The organism is Enterobacter sp. Taxon_2, assembly GCF_058355295.1.
In genome coordinates, this window is the sequence record NZ_CM178024.1 from 4066142 (window position 1) to 4081414 (window position 15273).

The 15273-nt window shown below is 55.2% G+C and carries 17 protein-coding genes; 7 read left to right on the forward strand and 10 right to left on the reverse strand.

Annotation, left to right across the window (positions count from 1 at the left end; translation table 11 throughout):
* Positions 1-3: 3 nt before the first annotated feature.
* Both AC4IC4_RS19250 and AC4IC4_RS19255 read right to left on the reverse strand, forming a co-directional pair.
* Positions 4-957 carry an ABC transporter permease gene (locus AC4IC4_RS19250; RefSeq protein WP_491471716.1) on the reverse strand — a complete coding sequence of 318 codons (954 nt, stop codon included), beginning with the start codon at positions 955-957 and terminating at the stop codon, positions 4-6.
* 45 nt (positions 958-1002) lie between these two features.
* Positions 1003-2592, reverse strand: coding sequence for an ABC transporter substrate-binding protein (locus AC4IC4_RS19255; RefSeq protein ID WP_491471717.1), 1590 nt, complete (start codon positions 2590-2592; stop codon positions 1003-1005).
* Between the two features lie 245 nt (positions 2593-2837).
* Here AC4IC4_RS19255 and yghU point away from each other — a divergent pair, with 245 nt between their 5' ends.
* Together yghU and AC4IC4_RS19265 are read left to right on the forward strand one after the other, a co-directional pair.
* Positions 2838-3704, forward strand: a complete 867-nt coding sequence (yghU, locus tag AC4IC4_RS19260; protein WP_491471718.1) for a glutathione-dependent disulfide-bond oxidoreductase — start codon at positions 2838-2840, stop codon at positions 3702-3704.
* 158 nt (positions 3705-3862) lie between these two features.
* The gene (locus AC4IC4_RS19265) at positions 3863-4195 is read left to right on the forward strand and encodes a glycine zipper domain-containing protein (RefSeq protein ID WP_008499797.1); all 333 of its coding nucleotides are present in this window, start codon (positions 3863-3865) and stop codon (positions 4193-4195) included.
* 119 nt (positions 4196-4314) lie between these two features.
* On the opposite strand, the gene AC4IC4_RS19270 is transcribed toward AC4IC4_RS19265, so the two are convergent.
* From AC4IC4_RS19270 to AC4IC4_RS19280, 3 genes are all read right to left on the reverse strand, one after another.
* On the reverse strand, positions 4315-4587 hold the full coding sequence (locus AC4IC4_RS19270) for a hypothetical protein (RefSeq protein WP_491471719.1): 273 nt from the start codon (positions 4585-4587) through the stop codon (positions 4315-4317).
* 203 nt (positions 4588-4790) lie between these two features.
* A complete protein-coding gene (locus AC4IC4_RS19275) occupies positions 4791-5045 on the reverse strand; it encodes a hypothetical protein (protein WP_024906521.1) in 255 nt (84 codons plus the stop codon).
* Between the two features lie 127 nt (positions 5046-5172).
* Positions 5173-6720 (reverse strand): methyl-accepting chemotaxis protein, encoded by a 1548-nt coding sequence (locus AC4IC4_RS19280; protein WP_491471720.1) that lies wholly within the window; start codon positions 6718-6720, stop codon positions 5173-5175.
* A gap of 219 nt (positions 6721-6939) precedes the next feature.
* On the opposite strand from AC4IC4_RS19280, the gene AC4IC4_RS19285 reads away from it, so the two are divergent.
* On the forward strand, positions 6940-7980 hold the full coding sequence (locus AC4IC4_RS19285) for an aldo/keto reductase (RefSeq protein WP_491471721.1): 1041 nt from the start codon (positions 6940-6942) through the stop codon (positions 7978-7980).
* Between the two features lie 93 nt (positions 7981-8073).
* Here the strand turns inward: AC4IC4_RS19285 and AC4IC4_RS19290 are convergent, their stop codons facing one another.
* Together AC4IC4_RS19290 and AC4IC4_RS19295 are read right to left on the reverse strand one after the other, a co-directional pair.
* Positions 8074-8562: a TIGR00645 family protein gene (locus tag AC4IC4_RS19290; RefSeq protein ID WP_023333400.1), complete on the reverse strand. Its 489-nt coding sequence runs from the start codon at positions 8560-8562 to the stop codon at positions 8074-8076.
* A gap of 81 nt (positions 8563-8643) precedes the next feature.
* Positions 8644-9147 (reverse strand): ESA_00282 family adhesion-associated protein, encoded by a 504-nt coding sequence (locus tag AC4IC4_RS19295; protein WP_023309170.1) that lies wholly within the window; start codon positions 9145-9147, stop codon positions 8644-8646.
* Between the two features lie 103 nt (positions 9148-9250).
* On the opposite strand from AC4IC4_RS19295, the gene AC4IC4_RS19300 reads away from it, so the two are divergent.
* Together AC4IC4_RS19300 and AC4IC4_RS19305 are read left to right on the forward strand one after the other, a co-directional pair.
* Complete coding sequence (locus tag AC4IC4_RS19300; RefSeq protein ID WP_024906518.1) at positions 9251-9655, forward strand: hypothetical protein; 405 nt, start codon at positions 9251-9253, stop codon at positions 9653-9655.
* Position 9656: 1 nt separating this feature from the next.
* Positions 9657-10103 (forward strand): cytoplasmic protein, encoded by a 447-nt coding sequence (locus AC4IC4_RS19305; RefSeq protein WP_491471722.1) that lies wholly within the window; start codon positions 9657-9659, stop codon positions 10101-10103.
* Here AC4IC4_RS19305 and AC4IC4_RS19310 read toward each other — a convergent pair.
* The 3 genes from AC4IC4_RS19310 to exbB all read right to left on the reverse strand — a co-directional run bounded on the left by AC4IC4_RS19310 (position 10100) and on the right by exbB (position 12986).
* Positions 10100-11551 carry a methyl-accepting chemotaxis protein gene (locus tag AC4IC4_RS19310; RefSeq protein WP_491471723.1) on the reverse strand — a complete coding sequence of 484 codons (1452 nt, stop codon included), beginning with the start codon at positions 11549-11551 and terminating at the stop codon, positions 10100-10102. The two genes, AC4IC4_RS19305 and AC4IC4_RS19310, sit on opposite strands and share 4 nt — an antisense overlap.
* Before the next feature lie 273 nt (positions 11552-11824).
* Positions 11825-12250 carry a TonB system transport protein ExbD gene (gene exbD / locus AC4IC4_RS19315; RefSeq protein ID WP_024906515.1) on the reverse strand — a complete coding sequence of 142 codons (426 nt, stop codon included), beginning with the start codon at positions 12248-12250 and terminating at the stop codon, positions 11825-11827.
* A 4-nt stretch (positions 12251-12254) separates the two neighbouring features.
* A complete protein-coding gene (gene exbB / locus AC4IC4_RS19320) occupies positions 12255-12986 on the reverse strand; it encodes a tol-pal system-associated acyl-CoA thioesterase (RefSeq protein ID WP_024906514.1) in 732 nt (243 codons plus the stop codon).
* A 251-nt stretch (positions 12987-13237) separates the two neighbouring features.
* On the opposite strand from exbB, the gene metC reads away from it, so the two are divergent.
* A complete protein-coding gene (metC, locus tag AC4IC4_RS19325; RefSeq protein ID WP_491471724.1) occupies positions 13238-14425 on the forward strand; it encodes a cystathionine beta-lyase in 1188 nt (395 codons plus the stop codon).
* A gap of 143 nt (positions 14426-14568) precedes the next feature.
* Complete coding sequence (yghB, locus tag AC4IC4_RS19330; RefSeq protein ID WP_024906512.1) at positions 14569-15228, forward strand: DedA family general envelope maintenance protein YghB; 660 nt, start codon at positions 14569-14571, stop codon at positions 15226-15228.
* Positions 15229-15273 lie beyond the last annotated feature (45 nt).

Sequence of the window (15273 nt, forward strand, 5' to 3'; positions counted from 1 at the left end):
GGGTTACCTCAGCGTACGAATGCGGGGATCGGCGAAGCGATAAAGCAGATCGGCGATCAGGTTACCGACGATCAGCATCATCGACGAGAGCATGATGATCGCCATGATCAGCGGGTAGTCCAGCGAGGCGATCGACTGGATCCCGAGTAGCCCCATCCCCGGCCACGAGAAGACGCTTTCCGTCACATAGGCCCCCACAATCAGCTCACCGAATGACAGGCCGAACAGGGTGATCACCGGCAGCAGCACGTTTTTCAGCACGTGGCGGAACAGAATGCTGGAACGCGTGGCGCCGTAAGCCAGCTGGGTCTGCACGTAGTCGGCCGAGAGCTGCGAAATGGTGTTGGAGCGGATGTAGCGCACGTAGCTGGAGAGGTTGTAGAACGTGAGGGCAATACACGGCAGCACGCCGTGACGCAGCACGTCCAGCGCGTTATCTTCCATGCCGATGGTGCGCATACCCATGCTGGGGAACCAGTTAAGCTGCACGGCAAAGACCGTAATGAGCAAGATGCCGAACCAAAAAATCGGCACCGAGATGCCGATATAGGCGAACAGGTTCAGCAGGTGATCCAGCCAGCGGTGCTTAAATGCCCCCGCCAGCAGGCCCAGCGGGATCGCCAGCACGATCGCCAGCAGCAGCGACGCGCCCATCAGCCCCAGCGTGGCCGGAATGCGTTCGCCGATCATCTCCAGCACGGGGCGGTGGTAGATAAGCGAATAGCCGAGATCGCCCTGCAGGACGTTTTTCAGCCACAGGATGTACTGCGTGACCAGGGGCTTATCCAGCCCCAGGCTCTGGCGAATACGCTCGATATCTTCCGGGGCCATGCGCGGCGTAATGTACGCCGCCACCGGATCGCCGGGCGCAAGTTTGACCAGCAAAAACGCCACTAGTGAAATAAAGAACAGCATCGGCAGCAGCTGCAGCAGCCGACGGGTGAGGAGTGTGTTCACGACATGCCCTTACAAAATCCCCGACCTGACGGCCGGGGCAATCACTTATTTCTGATAGATTTTTGATAGATCCTGGAACAGATAGACCGGTTTCGGCTCTGCCTCCTGGGTGCCGCCGAAGCGCTTGTCCACCGCGACGGTCGCATTGGTATAGGCAATCGGGTAGTACGTCATGTCGTTCGCCACGGTCTGCTGAATGTGCTTGTAGATATCGGCACGTTTCGCGGCGTCGGTTTCCACTGCGCCTTTATCCCACAGGGCATCAAACTGCGGATTTTTGTAGTGCGCATAGTTATAGGCTTCGTTGCTCATGAACAGCGATTTGTAGCCGTCCGGCTCGGAGCCCATGATGTAGCCGCCCAGGTTCAGCTCCCACGCGGTGTTGTTCATATCAAGGCTGCGCTGAGACATGGCGTTGGAGTCCAGCGGCATCAGCTCCACGTTCACCCCAATGCCCTTCAGCGCCTGCTGAATATAGAGCGCCATGCTCTCCTGGGTTTTGTTGGTGTTCACATACGCCAGGCGCAGCTTGAGGTTGTCCGGCGCGCCGGAGCTCTTGAGCAGGTCTTTGGCTTTTTGCAGGTCAAACTTGTACTGCTCGACATCATCCGTCTTGTAAAGCGTATCGGGCGTCAGGAACGACGTCGCCGGTTGAGCGTAGTCCAGCGAGGTAAACGCCGTCTGGGTTAGCTCGTCTTTGTTGATGGCATACGCGATGGCCTGACGCAGCGCTTTGCTCTTCATCACCGGCACGTTCTGGTTGAACGTCATATAGGCCAGACGGCCTTCCGGATAGACCACGAAGTCGAACTTACCGGTATTTTTCAGGCGGTTTACATCCTGCGGGTCAACCATCTTGAGGTTGATTTCTCCGTTTTGCAGCGCCAGGTTGGCGGCGTTGCTGTCTTTGGCGAAACGGTAGGTAACCGAATCAAGCTTCGCTTTGCCGTTCCAGTAATCGTCAAAACGGGTCAGGGCGTAGTATTGTCCGGCGCGGTACTCTTTGAATTTGAACGGCCCTGAGCCTACCGGCGCATCGTTTTTGCTGCTCTTTTCCAGGTCGCCTTCACCGGCGAACACGTGCTGCGGAATCGGGTAGATCTGAACCAGAGTGCCGGTAAAGGCCGCGCTGACCTGCGGTAAGGTGAACTTAACGGTGCGGTCGTCAACCTTGCTTACCTGTACCGGCTTATCGCCGTAGGTGAACATGCTGCGGAAGAAGCTGTGCTGTTTGGCATCCAGCAGCTTATTGAATGTAAAGACCACGTCGTCCGCCGTCAGCGGCTGTCCGTCCTGCCATTTCAGATTGGGTTTTAACGTCAGGGTGTAGCTCAGGTTTCCGGCGGAGGGCGTCAGGCTTTCCGCCAGGCCCCACTCGATCTTACCGTTGTTGAAGCTATAGAGCGGGGCATACAGCGCCTGCATGATGGTTAACGTGGTACGGTCACTGGCATAGAGCGGATTAACGGCTAACGGGTCGCCGGAGGTAATACCTATAATCAGCGAACCGCCCTCTTTTGGCGCGTCGCTTTTTGCCGCTGAGGGCGTATTTGTCTCTTTATTTTTCGCATCATCACAGCCAGCCAGGCCTAACGCGAGCGAAACCACCACTGCCGATAACAGAAGCTTGCGCATCTCACTAACTCCTTGCCTTATAAAGTGTTTATGACTGCATCTTTTATTTATGTTGAAGCATCATATGCAGCTTTATCCGTTTACGCATTAATTATGAAAATGCGATTTTCGATTAAGCTTATGCCGGATTTGATATATATCAGCGCCGGAAGGAATAGCGGCAGATCGATTACGCTCAGTTGGTTAAACGCTTCACAAATCTCCTGCTACACTGCCTCAACACATCACTCAAAAGGCAGGTCAACATGTCAGACAACACATATCAGCCACCAAAAGTGTGGGAATGGAAAAAGAACAACGGCAGCGCGTTCGCCAACATCAACCGCCCCATTTCCGGCGCGACCCATGAGAAAGATCTTCCTGTCGGTTCGCACCCGCTGCAGCTCTACTCGCTGGGAACACCGAACGGCCAGAAAGTGACGATCATGCTCGAAGAGCTGCTGGCGCTGGGCGTGACGGGCGCGGAGTATGACGCGTGGTTGATCCGTATCGGCGAGGGCGATCAGTTCTCCAGCGGCTTCGTTGAGGTGAACCCGAACTCGAAAATACCGGCGCTGCGTGACCACTCCACGAACCCGCCAACGCGCGTCTTTGAATCCGGCAATATTCTGCTCTATCTGGCAGAGAAATTCGGCCACTTCCTGCCGAAAGATCCCGCGGGACGCACCGAGACGCTGAACTGGCTGTTCTGGCTGCAGGGCGCGGCGCCGTTCCTCGGCGGCGGTTTTGGTCACTTCTACAACTATGCCCCGGTGAAAATCGAGTACGCGATTGACCGCTTCACCATGGAAGCTAAACGCCTGTTCGACGTGCTGGATAAACAGCTGGCGCGCGGTCGCTACGTGGCGGGTGAGGAGTACACCATCGCGGATATCGCCATCTGGCCATGGTTCGGCTGCGTGGCGCTGGGCAGCGTGTACAACGCCGCCGAGTTCCTGGATGCAGAGAAGTACACCAACGTGCAGCGCTGGGCGAAAGACGTGGCGAATCGCCATGCCGTTAAGCGCGGACGTATCGTTAACCGCACCAGCGGCGAGCTGAACGAGCAGCTCCACGAACGCCACGCGGCGAGCGACTTCGAGACGAATACGGAAGATAAGCGTCAGGCGTGACGACTGGCCGGGCGGATCGCCGCCCGGCAACAGAGATCCTTGCTCAGGGCATGATTGGCCTAAAGGTTGAGCCGGTATTGCTGGCACTATCTGTGCGTTTTTCTCACCTCAGAGTGAGAAGTGACGTATCAACCGACAGCAGTCACAAAGGATCTGTTATGAAACTGATTAAAACAACGCTGGTTATCAGCGCCCTCATTTTTTCCACCTCGGGAATGGCCATCGATAAAACCGCCGCTGGCGCGGTAGCAGGCGCTGCCATTGGCGCGGCCACGGGCAAAGATCTGAAATCGACCGTTGGCGGTGCCGTTGTTGGCGCAGGCACGGGGGCTATGTTCAAAAACGGCGACAAAGGTAAAGCCGCGCGTAAAGGCGGCGCCGTAGGGGCTGCCGTGGGCGCAGGTGCCGCGGCGGTTACCGGCAAGAGCGTGCTGAAAGGTGCAGCCGTTGGCGCAGGCACGGGCGCGCTGATTGGTGAAGCGACGCACTGATAAACTTCGCCGGGCGTCGCAGCGCGTGCCCGGCCTCATGGCTGTTCAGTAATAACTCCCTGCACCCAATCACGACTTTTTGCCCTCAACTTAAGGCCAGAAATGTCACCCGGAATACATCAATGGTGATCGTCATACTGATGCTCAATCACCATCCCTTCCGCCACGCTCGCCACATGGCGTGCACGCGGATGATAGACCGGTGCAGGAGCGGCATACGTTGTTTGTGCCGGTGCAGGCGCAACGCTTAGCGCCTCAGGAACCGTGGCTGACTGCGGAACAATCACGACCTTATACCCGGCAGGGACATTGACCGTGACGCTCTGGGCCATCGCTGTATTGACCACGGCAAAACCTGCCAGGGCAGCAAATAAAATAATACGGTTTTTCATAAATTGAATTATTTCCAGTATCAAGAAGATAATTCATTATGTCGACTGAATCTTAAGACAATATTAATTTTCATGTTCTGGAATGTGCAGAAAATGCCAAATATATTGTTACAAGCAAATACTTTAATATTTAAAAAATATTGACTTACGTTTTTTTAAAAAGGCGGCAAGAAATACGCTTGCATGCCGCCTCACCTGTTATGTTAATACTTAATATCCCGCGCTTTTTGCCGTCCGGACTGTTTCATCTGGCGCTTGTCCTGGCGGCAGTCGTGATTACTCTGGTTATTGTTTGCCACGCAGGTCTGCTTCACCTGCCGTGACGCATCGCGGGTTTCCTGCCTGACATCACGCGCCACGCGCCGTTCCTGCGCCTGCTGGGTCGCACTGGCAAAAACCGAAAACAGCATCAGAAAAATGAAAGAGAGAACAGGGATGACAGATAACGATCTGTTCATAGCAACACCTCTTAGAAGAGAGCCCAGAACGTCAAGGGGATTAGCAAAAGAATAGCAGTTTCAGCGCGAGCTGGAGGGGAAGGCGTTAATAATGCAAGGCCGCACAAGACGGCCTTGCAACGCTGCGTTATGCCGTCAGGCGGAACTTCTGCACCGAGCGCTGAAGATCTTCGGTCTGGCGCTCCAGCGCCGCCGCCGCCGCGGAAACCTCTTCAACCAGCGAGGCGTTTTGCTGGGTAACGCCGTCCATCTGGGTAATGGCAACCCCGACCTGCGAAATGCCCTTGCTTTGCTCCTCAGAGGCGGAAGCGATTTGCTTCATGATGGTCGTCACTTCCGTCACGTCACGCAAAATCGCATCCATGGTGGTGCCGGTGTCGCCCACCAGCTTCGCCCCCTGCTCCACGCGGGACACGGAGTCGGTAATCAGCCCCTCAATCTCTTTGGCCGCGTTGGCGCTGCGGCTTGCCAGGTTGCGGACTTCGCCTGCAACTACCGCGAAACCACGGCCCTGTTCGCCCGCGCGCGCCGCTTCAACCGCCGCATTGAGTGCCAGAATATTGGTCTGGAAGGCAATGCTGTTAATGACGTTGGTGATTTCAGCAATTTTCTTCGAGCTTTCCGAAATCCCGCTCATGGTGGTCACCACCTCTTCCACCAGTGAGCCGCCGCGGCTGGCAGTGGTAGAGGCCACATCGGCCAGCTGGCTTGCCTGACGCGCGCTTTCCGCGTTCAGTTTCACCGTGGCGGTCAGCTGTTCCATGCTGGCTGCCGTCTCTTCCAGCGCGGCCGCCTGCTCTTCGGTACGGGACGAGAGATCGTTGTTACCGCTGGAGATCTCCGTCGCGCCGCGCCAGATATTCTCACTGCCGGAGCGGATCGTGCTGACCGCTTCGCGCAGGCTGTCCTGCATGGCGCTCAGCAGCGGCACCAGTTGTCCCACGCAGTTGCGGCCGAACGGCTCAATGGGCTGGCTGAGATCGCCCTGGGCAATCTGGCGGAACTGCTGGCGAATGCGGTCCAGCGGTTTGACCAGCATCGCAACCAGGTAGCGGTCGGTGAAGAGCAGGATCAGCAGGCCGATTATCGTGGCGACGATAATCACCGTGCGGGTCATGCTGGTCAGGCTATCCACCACCACGCGGGTGCTGTCGAGCGACTTCGCGGCAGCATTGTTGAACTCTTCAGCCGCCGCACCGAACGCGCGGCTCAGCGGTGGGGTGACGTTGTTGGCCTGCTGACGGTAGCCGTCCAGCGCGCCCAGCTTCGCCTGCTGCATTTGCGGCGTCACGCCCTGTTCAAGCAGCGCCTGCCAGGTGCCGAGCACCCGGGAAGAGATCTGCTCATCCATCGGGCCAGGGGAAATGGCTTTCATTTCAGCCAGCTTCTTGCCCATGTTATCCAGCGCCTGCTGGGCAGAGGCCAAATCCGGCGTGCCGCCTGCGGCTTTAACTTCCATTGCGCGGCTCAGACGGGTCACAAAGCGGAAATACTGATCGTTACCCTGGCTGAGTACCGTCATCTGTTTAACCAGCTGGCGATCGACTTCATTGCCATCAGTCACGCGAGAAAGGGACCAGGTGCTGTACAGCCCAACACCCGCCCACATTAAACAAAAGATCCCGAGGATCGCCAGCATGACGAAGCGGATCGTGAAATTACGGAGCATATTCATAAGTCTTCCTTGCCGTGAGGGTGAGTTCGCCCAGAGGCGAGTACTACTCTCGTTATCGGCAGGAACGAGGGAAATTATAACGTTTTGTGATCATTTTTAATTAGCGTGGCTTCACTGGTCGCACAGCCGCCGTTAACCATTATCTTCGCGCTTAGTGATGTGATAAGTTCAGAATGAAAACGACGTTTCAAAAAATTATCGATAAGAAAAGGAGACATCATGTCCTGGTATCCTGACGCTACCCGCTATGAACATATGCAGTACCGCTACTGTGGAAAGAGCGGTCTGCGCCTTCCTGCGCTGTCGCTGGGACTGTGGCACAGCTTCGGCCACGTCCAGCCTCTTGATGCCCAGCGCGCGCTGCTGCGCAAAGCCTTCGACCTCGGCATCACCCATTTCGATCTCGCCAATAACTACGGACCTCCGGCGGGTAGCGCGGAAGAGAATTTCGGCCGCCTGTTGCGGGAGGACTTCGCCGCGTACCGCGACGAGCTGATTATCTCCACCAAGGCGGGTTACGACATGTGGCCAGGGCCGTACGGCTCGGGCGGTTCACGCAAATATCTGCTCGCCAGCCTCGACCAGAGCCTGAAGCGCCTGGGCGTCGAATACGTGGATATTTTCTATTCCCACCGCGTGGATGAAAACACGCCGATGGAAGAGACGGCCTCTGCGCTGGCCCACGCCGTGCAGAGCGGCAAAGCGCTGTATGTGGGCATTTCCTCCTACTCAACCGGGCGCACGCAAAAAATGGCCGAGTTGCTGCGCGAGTGGAAGATCCCTCTGCTGATCCACCAGCCGTCCTATAACCTGCTCAACCGCTGGGTCGATAAGACCGGTTTGCTGGATGCGCTGGAAGCAAACGGTACGGGGTGTATCGCCTTTACCCCGCTGGCGCAGGGTTTGCTGACCGGAAAATACCTGAACGGTATTCCTGAAGATTCACGCATGCAGCGTGAAGGCAAGAAAGTCCGTGGTCTGAACGAAAAAATGCTGACCGAAGCCAACCTGAACAGCCTGCGTTTACTGAGTGAAATGGCGCAGGCGCGCGGTCAGACCATGGCGCAGATGGCGCTAAGCTGGCTGCTGAAAGATGCGCGCGTGACGTCCGTGCTGATTGGCGCAAGCCGCCCGGAACAGCTGGAAGAGAATGTTCAGGCGCTGGAAAACCTGCGCTTTACGGAGGACGAACTCAAGCGGATTGACCAGCATGTTGCGGATGGGGAGTTGAATCTGTGGCAGGCGTCGTCGGATAAATAGTGCGGTCTGATGCCCTCACCCCGGCCCTCTCCCACAGGGAGAGGGAGCTAACTCTTCCCTCTCCCTGTGGGAGAGGGTTAGGGTGAGGGGGAATTACTTCTTACTGATCTTATCCAGATACCCCATCACAAACGCAGAGAGCACAAACGTCAGGTGGATAATGACGTACCACATCAGTTTGTTATCCGGCACGTTCTTCGCGTCCATAAATACGCGTAGCAGGTGGATAGAGGAGATCGCCACAATCGACGCAGCCACTTTATTCTTAAGCGACGACGCATCCATTTTGCCCAGCCAGCTGAGCTTCTCTTTACGCTCGTCGATATCAAGCTGGGAGACAAAATTCTCGTAGCCGGAGAACATCACCATCACCAGCAGTCCGCCCACTAGGGTCATATCCACCAGCGACAGCAGAACCAGAATCAAATCCGCTTCGGCAATGGAAAAAATGTTCGGCAGAACATGCAGGATTTCCTGAAAGAACTTAATCGTCAGCGCGACAAGCGCCAGCGAAAGGCCAAAATAGACGGGGGCCAGTATCCAGCGAGAGGCGTACATGGCATTTTCAAAAAAGCGTTCCATAAAGTCCTGTTTGCAAAAGAAACCAGCGCCCAGTATATCTCAACGGCGCTGACTGTTTGCAATAACTCAACAGTACGCCACTCAGACGTTGTCCGGGTTAACCTCGGGACGGGCGTACTCCGGCCAGACAAGCGCCACCAGCTCAGGATAGGCTTCCAGACTGAACTCGCGAAAACACTGCCGCAAATTTAATACGTCCAGATCGGAATAAGAGACCTTCTCGCCGTTAAGGCAGCGCTTTTTGATATTGTCATAATATTTATACACGGCTGAATTCAGGTCGCTACAGCGACGCTGCGCCTCAAACAGTCCGGGCGTATCATTAATTTCCGACATTTTCATGCGCTTAATTGTCGCGTGTAAAAAGTCGATATATTCGTGGTTCACCCGCCAGTACCAGACCGGCGTAACGGAGTTCATCAATACAGAGAAATGGTCTTCACCTTCCTCTTTTGTCATCAGTTCAGGTTGCGGGGGTTCACTGGTGTCTTTCGACACTTTCGTTTTATTGAACTCCTGCATCAATAAAAGAACACCAGCGGTCAGTAATAGTAATGTGATGACCGTAAAAAAGATGCTGTTCATGGGTAGGCTCCATTTTTTTTGATTTTAAATTTGCCTCATGATATTGTCAACGAATCTCACGCCTTTACCAACCCCACCCTGTTGAAATTAAAGGAAATTGAAAATGCTGCCCGACTATCTCGTCCCGGCTAAGTACCACATCACGCCTGTGGAACAGCAACCGACGGAAGCAGAAAAAGAGGCCAGTTTCACTCAGGGGAAAAGAAAGCTCTCTGATTTCGAGCCCGATATATTAATTGGTGTTTCCCGAACTGGCAAATCCCGAAATATGTTGCTGGAAGAGCACGATCGCCATATAAAAGACCGCTTATTTCGCGCCATAAAAATTGAAGCCTTTGTCCACCTGCTGAATGACCTGCAGGCCGAGGGTGAAATAGATGCCCAGAAACTAAGTCAAATATTGGCCGAGAAAACCCAAGAAATTAACGAAGCGGGCAATGAAATTTGGCTTAACTTAATTACGCGCGAAAAAAACAACCCAATTTTTTATAGCCTGGGGGAGGATTAACGTGAAGGAAGTTAAAAACAACGATATTTATTTGACTTTAGATGATAAGAAAAGTGATGAATTTATCTTAAAGCAAAATCTCGATGCGCTGCGAAACACAAAAAATGACGAGATGACGCGTATTACCCAGGACCTGGTATCGATCCCGGCAACGCTGGTGCGGCTGAAATGGCAGAATCGCCGCGAAATTTATCCGCTACAGGTCAAAGAAGAAATTTACGGTGCCGTGATGAACGACATCATGGAACAACGGCCAGAGCTGAAAGAGAAGCTTCTGGGTCGCCTCGAGGCCAATTACCAGTATCTGCTTGCCAGAGAAATCGCCACCCTGCGCCTGACGCGCAAGCTGTCAGACGGTGAGTACCGTACATCAAACGTCACCTGCGTGGCGCTTGATGAAGACGCGCTGGCGTCTGGCACCAGCGCCTCCTCCGAACCGCAACGCTAATTAAATCTGAATACGGCAATCGCCTCTTTTAACTGACCCGTCTGCTGGCGCTGCGCTTCAGCCACCTGCACTGTTTGCGCTACGTGACGCACGTTCTCCTGCACGCTGGCATCGATGCTGGCAATGCTGTCGTTCATCTGCGCAATGCTCGCCCGCTGCTGCTCGCTCATCTGCGACAGCTCCTCCAGCAGAGAGCGAAGCCCTTCGATACTCTCAATGATCGACTTCATTGTCATACCCGCCTGCTCAACCTGCTCGACGCCCTGCAGCGTGGTTGCCTGCGATGCGGTCAGAAGCTGGCGGATATCTTTTGCAGCCCCCTCGCTGCGCTGGGCCAACACGCGCACTTCCGAGGCAACCACTGCGAAGCCTTTGCCATTTTCGCCCGCTCTGGCAGCCTCGACCGAGGCGTTGAGCGACAGAATATTGGTCTGGAACGCAATCCCGTCGATCAGCTCCAGAATGGCGTAAATGCGCTGCGACTCCTCGCGAATGTGCTCCATCGCCGCAATCGCCTGCCGTACGTTATGGCCCCCCTGCTCCGCCACGTTACTGGTACTGAATGCCACCTTCCGAACCTGGCGGGCTTTTTCACTGGTCAGGGTGGCAACAGCCCTTAACTGTTCCATCGCACTGGCCGCCGTCGCCAGCGAACTTGCCTGGTGATCGGTACGTTCCGACAGCGCGCTGTTGCGTTGTCCTAACGCGCGGGATGCCTCCAGCAGTTGCCCAATATTGGCGCTGACCTGCTCAAGCGTGGCGCGCATGGTGCCCAGCGTCAGGCTGAACGTGCGGGCAAAGGAAGACTCTGCGGGGACCGCATCGACGGCCAGCGTGAGGTACCCCGGTTCACGGTTGATCACCCCCGCCAGCCTTGCCACCTCGCTCGCCGAGCGAGCGTCCTGCTCCATACGAATCGCCAGCAGAACCAGGATCGCGGTCTGAACCACCACAAACAGCCCGTGGAAAACCACCATATGAAAGCCGGTGTGCATGAACACCACGACGCCGTAAAGGGCATTCTCCTGCAGATAGTTAAACACCAGATGATGTAACGCGATGACCGCCGCCCCCATCACCAGCGGGCGCCAGTCTCGCCAGGCAAGGAGCGCGGAGAGCAGGACAAAAACCGAAAAATGGTATTCAGTTTCGCCTTCGCCCAGATGAATCAGCAGCGCGGAAAATGCCATTAGCACAAACGCAGAGCTCAGGCGGAGCAACAGCGCGCCGGGAAACAACAGCGTCAGCAGCGTCGATAAACAGGCCAGAGAGGTGCCAATAATCGCCCCCTGCACGATATTCTCGTTGATATAGCCCACCCCCAGCGAGATGGCCCACAGCGACCAGATGAGCACCAGTATTAGCCTGTCGGCGCGTCGTCGAATGGCAGAAAGCGAGAACAGATCGTTTTGAGGCGCGTGCGGATACAGCCATGTCATCGTAGCCATAGGGAGTCTCTTGCTGTGCAGGTGAAAAGATCCTTCGAAGAAGGTCTGTTTTTATTATCTTTTTTAAGCGTAGTGGGGATATTCCACGACGCCATTTCAGCAAACGATATATTTTAATGGCTCAGCCGAATACTGATATTTACTTAACTATCAATGGATTATTAATTATGGCTTTATTGATAAGGAAATATGAAGAATGGGGATATACAGCAGAAAATAATAACGATGCCGCGTGGCAGAAAACAAAAAAGCTGGCTTTCGCCAGCTTTCGTTCTATTTTTTGGCCGCTTTTTCTTCGCCGACCAGCCCAATCTTCAGGTAACCCGCCTGATGCAGCGTGTCCATTACCTTCATCATGGTTTCATAATCAACGGTTTTATCCGCACGGAAGAAGACCGTGGTGTCTTTCTTACCGCCCGTAAGCTGATCCAGGGCCGGGATGACAGAGTCGGCCGTCACCGGATCATTGCCGAGGAACATGGATTTATCCGCCTTCACCGACAGGTAGATAGGCTTCTCCGGGCGCGGCTGGGGCTGGCTGGATGAGGCAGGCAGATTTACCTTCACATCCACCGTCGCCAGCGGCGCAGCCACCATGAAGATAATCAGCAGAACCAGCATAACGTCGATAAACGGCGTCACGTTGATCTCATGCATTTCACCGTTATCGTCCAGATTTTCGTTTAGACGCATCGCCATACTATCAACCCACGCGCAGTTTGGACGCCGCGTGCACCGGCTTAACCGAGCTGGCATTCAGGTCGAGATCGCGACTTTGCAGCAGCAGAACCTGCGCGGCAACGTCACCGAGCGTCGCTTTGTAGCTGCCAATCATACGCGCGAAGATGTTATAGATAACCACCGCTGGAATCGCCGCGACCAGACCAATCGCCGTCGCCAGCAGCGCTTCTGCGATACCCGGGGCCACAACCGCCAGGTTGGTGGTTTGGGTCTGCGCGATACCGATAAAGCTGTTCATGATGCCCCAGACCGTACCGAAAAGACCGATAAACGGTGAGATCGCCCCGATGGTCGCCAGATAACCATTGCCGCGCCCCATGTGTCGGCCAACGGCCGCCACGCGACGCTCCAGGCGGAAACCGGTACGTTCTTTGATGCCTTCGTTATCTTCACTGCCCGCGGAGAGTTCCAGCTCGTTCTGTGCTTCATTCACGAGCAGGGTGGTCAGGCTTTTCGCGTGGAAGGATGAGGTCATGTCTGAAGCCTGATCCAGAGAGCGGGCTTCAGCCAGCTGCTGCTGTTCCCGCTTGAGGCGACGCTTCTGCGAAAGCAGCTCGGCGCTCTTGCTGAAGAAGATAGCCCAGGTGACAACGGACGCCAGAATCAGGCCGATCATCACAATCTTAACCACGATGTCAGCATGCTGATACATGCCCCAAACGGAGAGATCCGCCTGCATCAAATTATTACCCACTCTGTATCTCCAGGACGCAAATCACAAAATCTGACCGTAATAATATCAAAACGTCGTCGAATTGATAGTAGTTCTCATTAGTATTTGCATAGTGCCGCAATTTTCGTTCACTTTCCTTGCGCTTACGCAGTAAAAATTTCTTATGCGGTTTTTTGCTAATATTTTCTGCTTATTCGATAAGCCTGCGGGTGCAGTTTTTTCCAATCGTGGTAGTCTGGACGTCCAGACGTATAAAAACAGGGTTAGCGAACATGACAAAGAAGCATCTTGATACCACGCTGGTACAGGCAGGACGCAGCAAAAAATATACCCAGGGATCGGTCAACAGCGTGATTCAACGCGCCTCCTCGCTGGTGTTTGATACCGTTGAGGAGAAAAAAATCGCCACGCGCAACCGCGCGAAAGGCGGCCTGTTTTATGGCCGTCGCGGCACGCTAACCCATTTTTCTCTGCAGGAGGCGATGTGCGAGCTGGAAGGCGGCGCAGGCTGCGCGCTGTTCCCGTGCGGAGCGGCTGCGGTCGCCAACACCATTCTGGCGTTCGTGGAACAGGGCGATCACATCCTGATGACCAACACCGCCTACGAACCCAGCCAGGACTTCTGTACCAAAATTCTCAGCAAGCTCGGCGTAACCACCGGCTGGTTCGACCCGCTGATTGGTGAAGGTATTGCCGAACTTATTCAGCCAAACACGCGCATTGTGTTCATGGAATCGCCGGGGTCGCTCACCATGGAAGTTCACGACGTGCCGGCTATCGTGAAGGCCGTGCGCAACAAAGCGCCAGAGGCGATCGTTATGATCGACAACACCTGGGCGGCAGGCGTGCTGTTCAAAGCGCTGGAATTCGACATTGATATCTCGATTCAGGCGGCGACGAAGTACCTGATTGGCCACTCTGACGGCATGATCGGCACGGCGGTCTCCAACGCGCGCTGCTGGGATCAGCTGCGTGAAAACGCCTACCTGATGGGGCAAATGGTGGACGCAGACACGGCCTACATGACCAGCCGGGGCATCCGCACGCTGGGGGTTCGCCTGCGTCAGCACCATGAAAGCAGCCTGAAGGTGGCCGAATGGCTGGCACAGCATCCGCAGGTTGAGCGCGTAAATCACCCCGCGCTACCCGGCAGTAAAGGCCATGAGTTCTGGCAACGTGACTTTACGGGCAGCAGCGGGTTGTTCTCGTTTGTGCTGAAAAAACGCCTGAATAACGACGAACTGGCAAGCTATCTGGATAATTTTACCCTCTTCAGCATGGCCTACTCGTGGGGCGGTTTTGAATCCCTGATCCTGGCTAACCAGCCGGAACAGATTGCGGCCCTGCGCCCCGGTGGCGACGTGGACTTCAGCGGTACCCTGATTCGACTGCATATCGGTTTAGAAAATGTTGACGATCTGATTGCGGATTTAGCAGCAGGGTTCGAGCGTATCGTGTAGAGTGCTGGCTGAAAATGTACTCCCTGGACGCTTTTATGGACACCGCAAGCGGAAAAGTCTGCATGAGTTGCGCCCGGGATCAAACCCGACGGGCGAATAAGGGAGTACAATAGCGCTATATCTGCTGTTCCACAGGAAAGTCCATGGCTGTTATTCAAGATATTATCGCGGCGCTCTGGCACCACGATTTTGCCGCGCTGGCGGATCCTCACGTCGTCGGTATCGTCTATTTCGTGATGTTCGCAACTCTGTTTCTGGAAAATGGATTACTGCCAGCCTCGTTTTTACCCGGTGACAGCCTGCTTTTACTTGCCGGGGCGTTAATCGGTAAAGGCGTCATGGACTTCACGCCAACGATGGTTATCCTCACCTCCGCAGCCAGCCTGGGCTGCTGGCTGAGCTATCTGCAGGGCCGCTGGCTGGGGAACACGCGCGTCGTCAAAAGCTGGCTGGCGCAACTGCCGCATAAATATCATCAGCGTGCGACCTGCATGTTTGACCGGCACGGCCTGCTGGCGCTGCTGGCGGGGCGTTTCCTGGCGTTTGTTCGCACGCTTCTGCCGACGATGGCGGGCATTTCCGGCCTGTCGAACCGCCGCTTCCAGTTCTTCAACTGGCTGAGCGCCCTGCTGTGGGTTGGCGTGGTGACGACGCTCGGCTATGCGCTGAATATGATCCCCTTCGTGAAACACCACGAAGATCAGGTGATGACCTTCCTGATGGTGCTGCCGATGTTCCTGCTGGTGGCGGGCCTGGTGGGGACTATCGCGGTGGTGATTAAGAAGAAGTACTGCAGCGCATAATTCAACAAAGCCGGGTGGCGCTATCGCTTACCCGGCCTACGTTTT

Coding starts and splice junctions, on each gene's coding strand:
- AC4IC4_RS19255 (WP_491471717.1), bottom strand. CDS start 2,592: ATGCGCAAGCTTCTGTTATCGGCAGTGGTGGTTTCGCTCGCGTTAGGC.
- yghU (WP_491471718.1), top strand. CDS start 2,838: ATGTCAGACAACACATATCAGCCACCAAAAGTGTGGGAATGGAAAAAG.
- AC4IC4_RS19265 (WP_008499797.1), top strand. CDS start 3,863: ATGAAACTGATTAAAACAACGCTGGTTATCAGCGCCCTCATTTTTTCC.
- AC4IC4_RS19270 (WP_491471719.1), bottom strand. CDS start 4,587: ATGAAAAACCGTATTATTTTATTTGCTGCCCTGGCAGGTTTTGCCGTG.
- AC4IC4_RS19275 (WP_024906521.1), bottom strand. CDS start 5,045: ATGAACAGATCGTTATCTGTCATCCCTGTTCTCTCTTTCATTTTTCTG.
- AC4IC4_RS19280 (WP_491471720.1), bottom strand. CDS start 6,720: ATGAATATGCTCCGTAATTTCACGATCCGCTTCGTCATGCTGGCGATC.
- AC4IC4_RS19285 (WP_491471721.1), top strand. CDS start 6,940: ATGTCCTGGTATCCTGACGCTACCCGCTATGAACATATGCAGTACCGC.
- AC4IC4_RS19290 (WP_023333400.1), bottom strand. CDS start 8,562: ATGGAACGCTTTTTTGAAAATGCCATGTACGCCTCTCGCTGGATACTG.
- AC4IC4_RS19295 (WP_023309170.1), bottom strand. CDS start 9,147: ATGAACAGCATCTTTTTTACGGTCATCACATTACTATTACTGACCGCT.
- AC4IC4_RS19300 (WP_024906518.1), top strand. CDS start 9,251: ATGCTGCCCGACTATCTCGTCCCGGCTAAGTACCACATCACGCCTGTG.
- AC4IC4_RS19310 (WP_491471723.1), bottom strand. CDS start 11,551: ATGGCTACGATGACATGGCTGTATCCGCACGCGCCTCAAAACGATCTG.
- exbD (WP_024906515.1), bottom strand. CDS start 12,250: ATGGCGATGCGTCTAAACGAAAATCTGGACGATAACGGTGAAATGCAT.
- metC (WP_491471724.1), top strand. CDS start 13,238: ATGACAAAGAAGCATCTTGATACCACGCTGGTACAGGCAGGACGCAGC.
- yghB (WP_024906512.1), top strand. CDS start 14,569: ATGGCTGTTATTCAAGATATTATCGCGGCGCTCTGGCACCACGATTTT.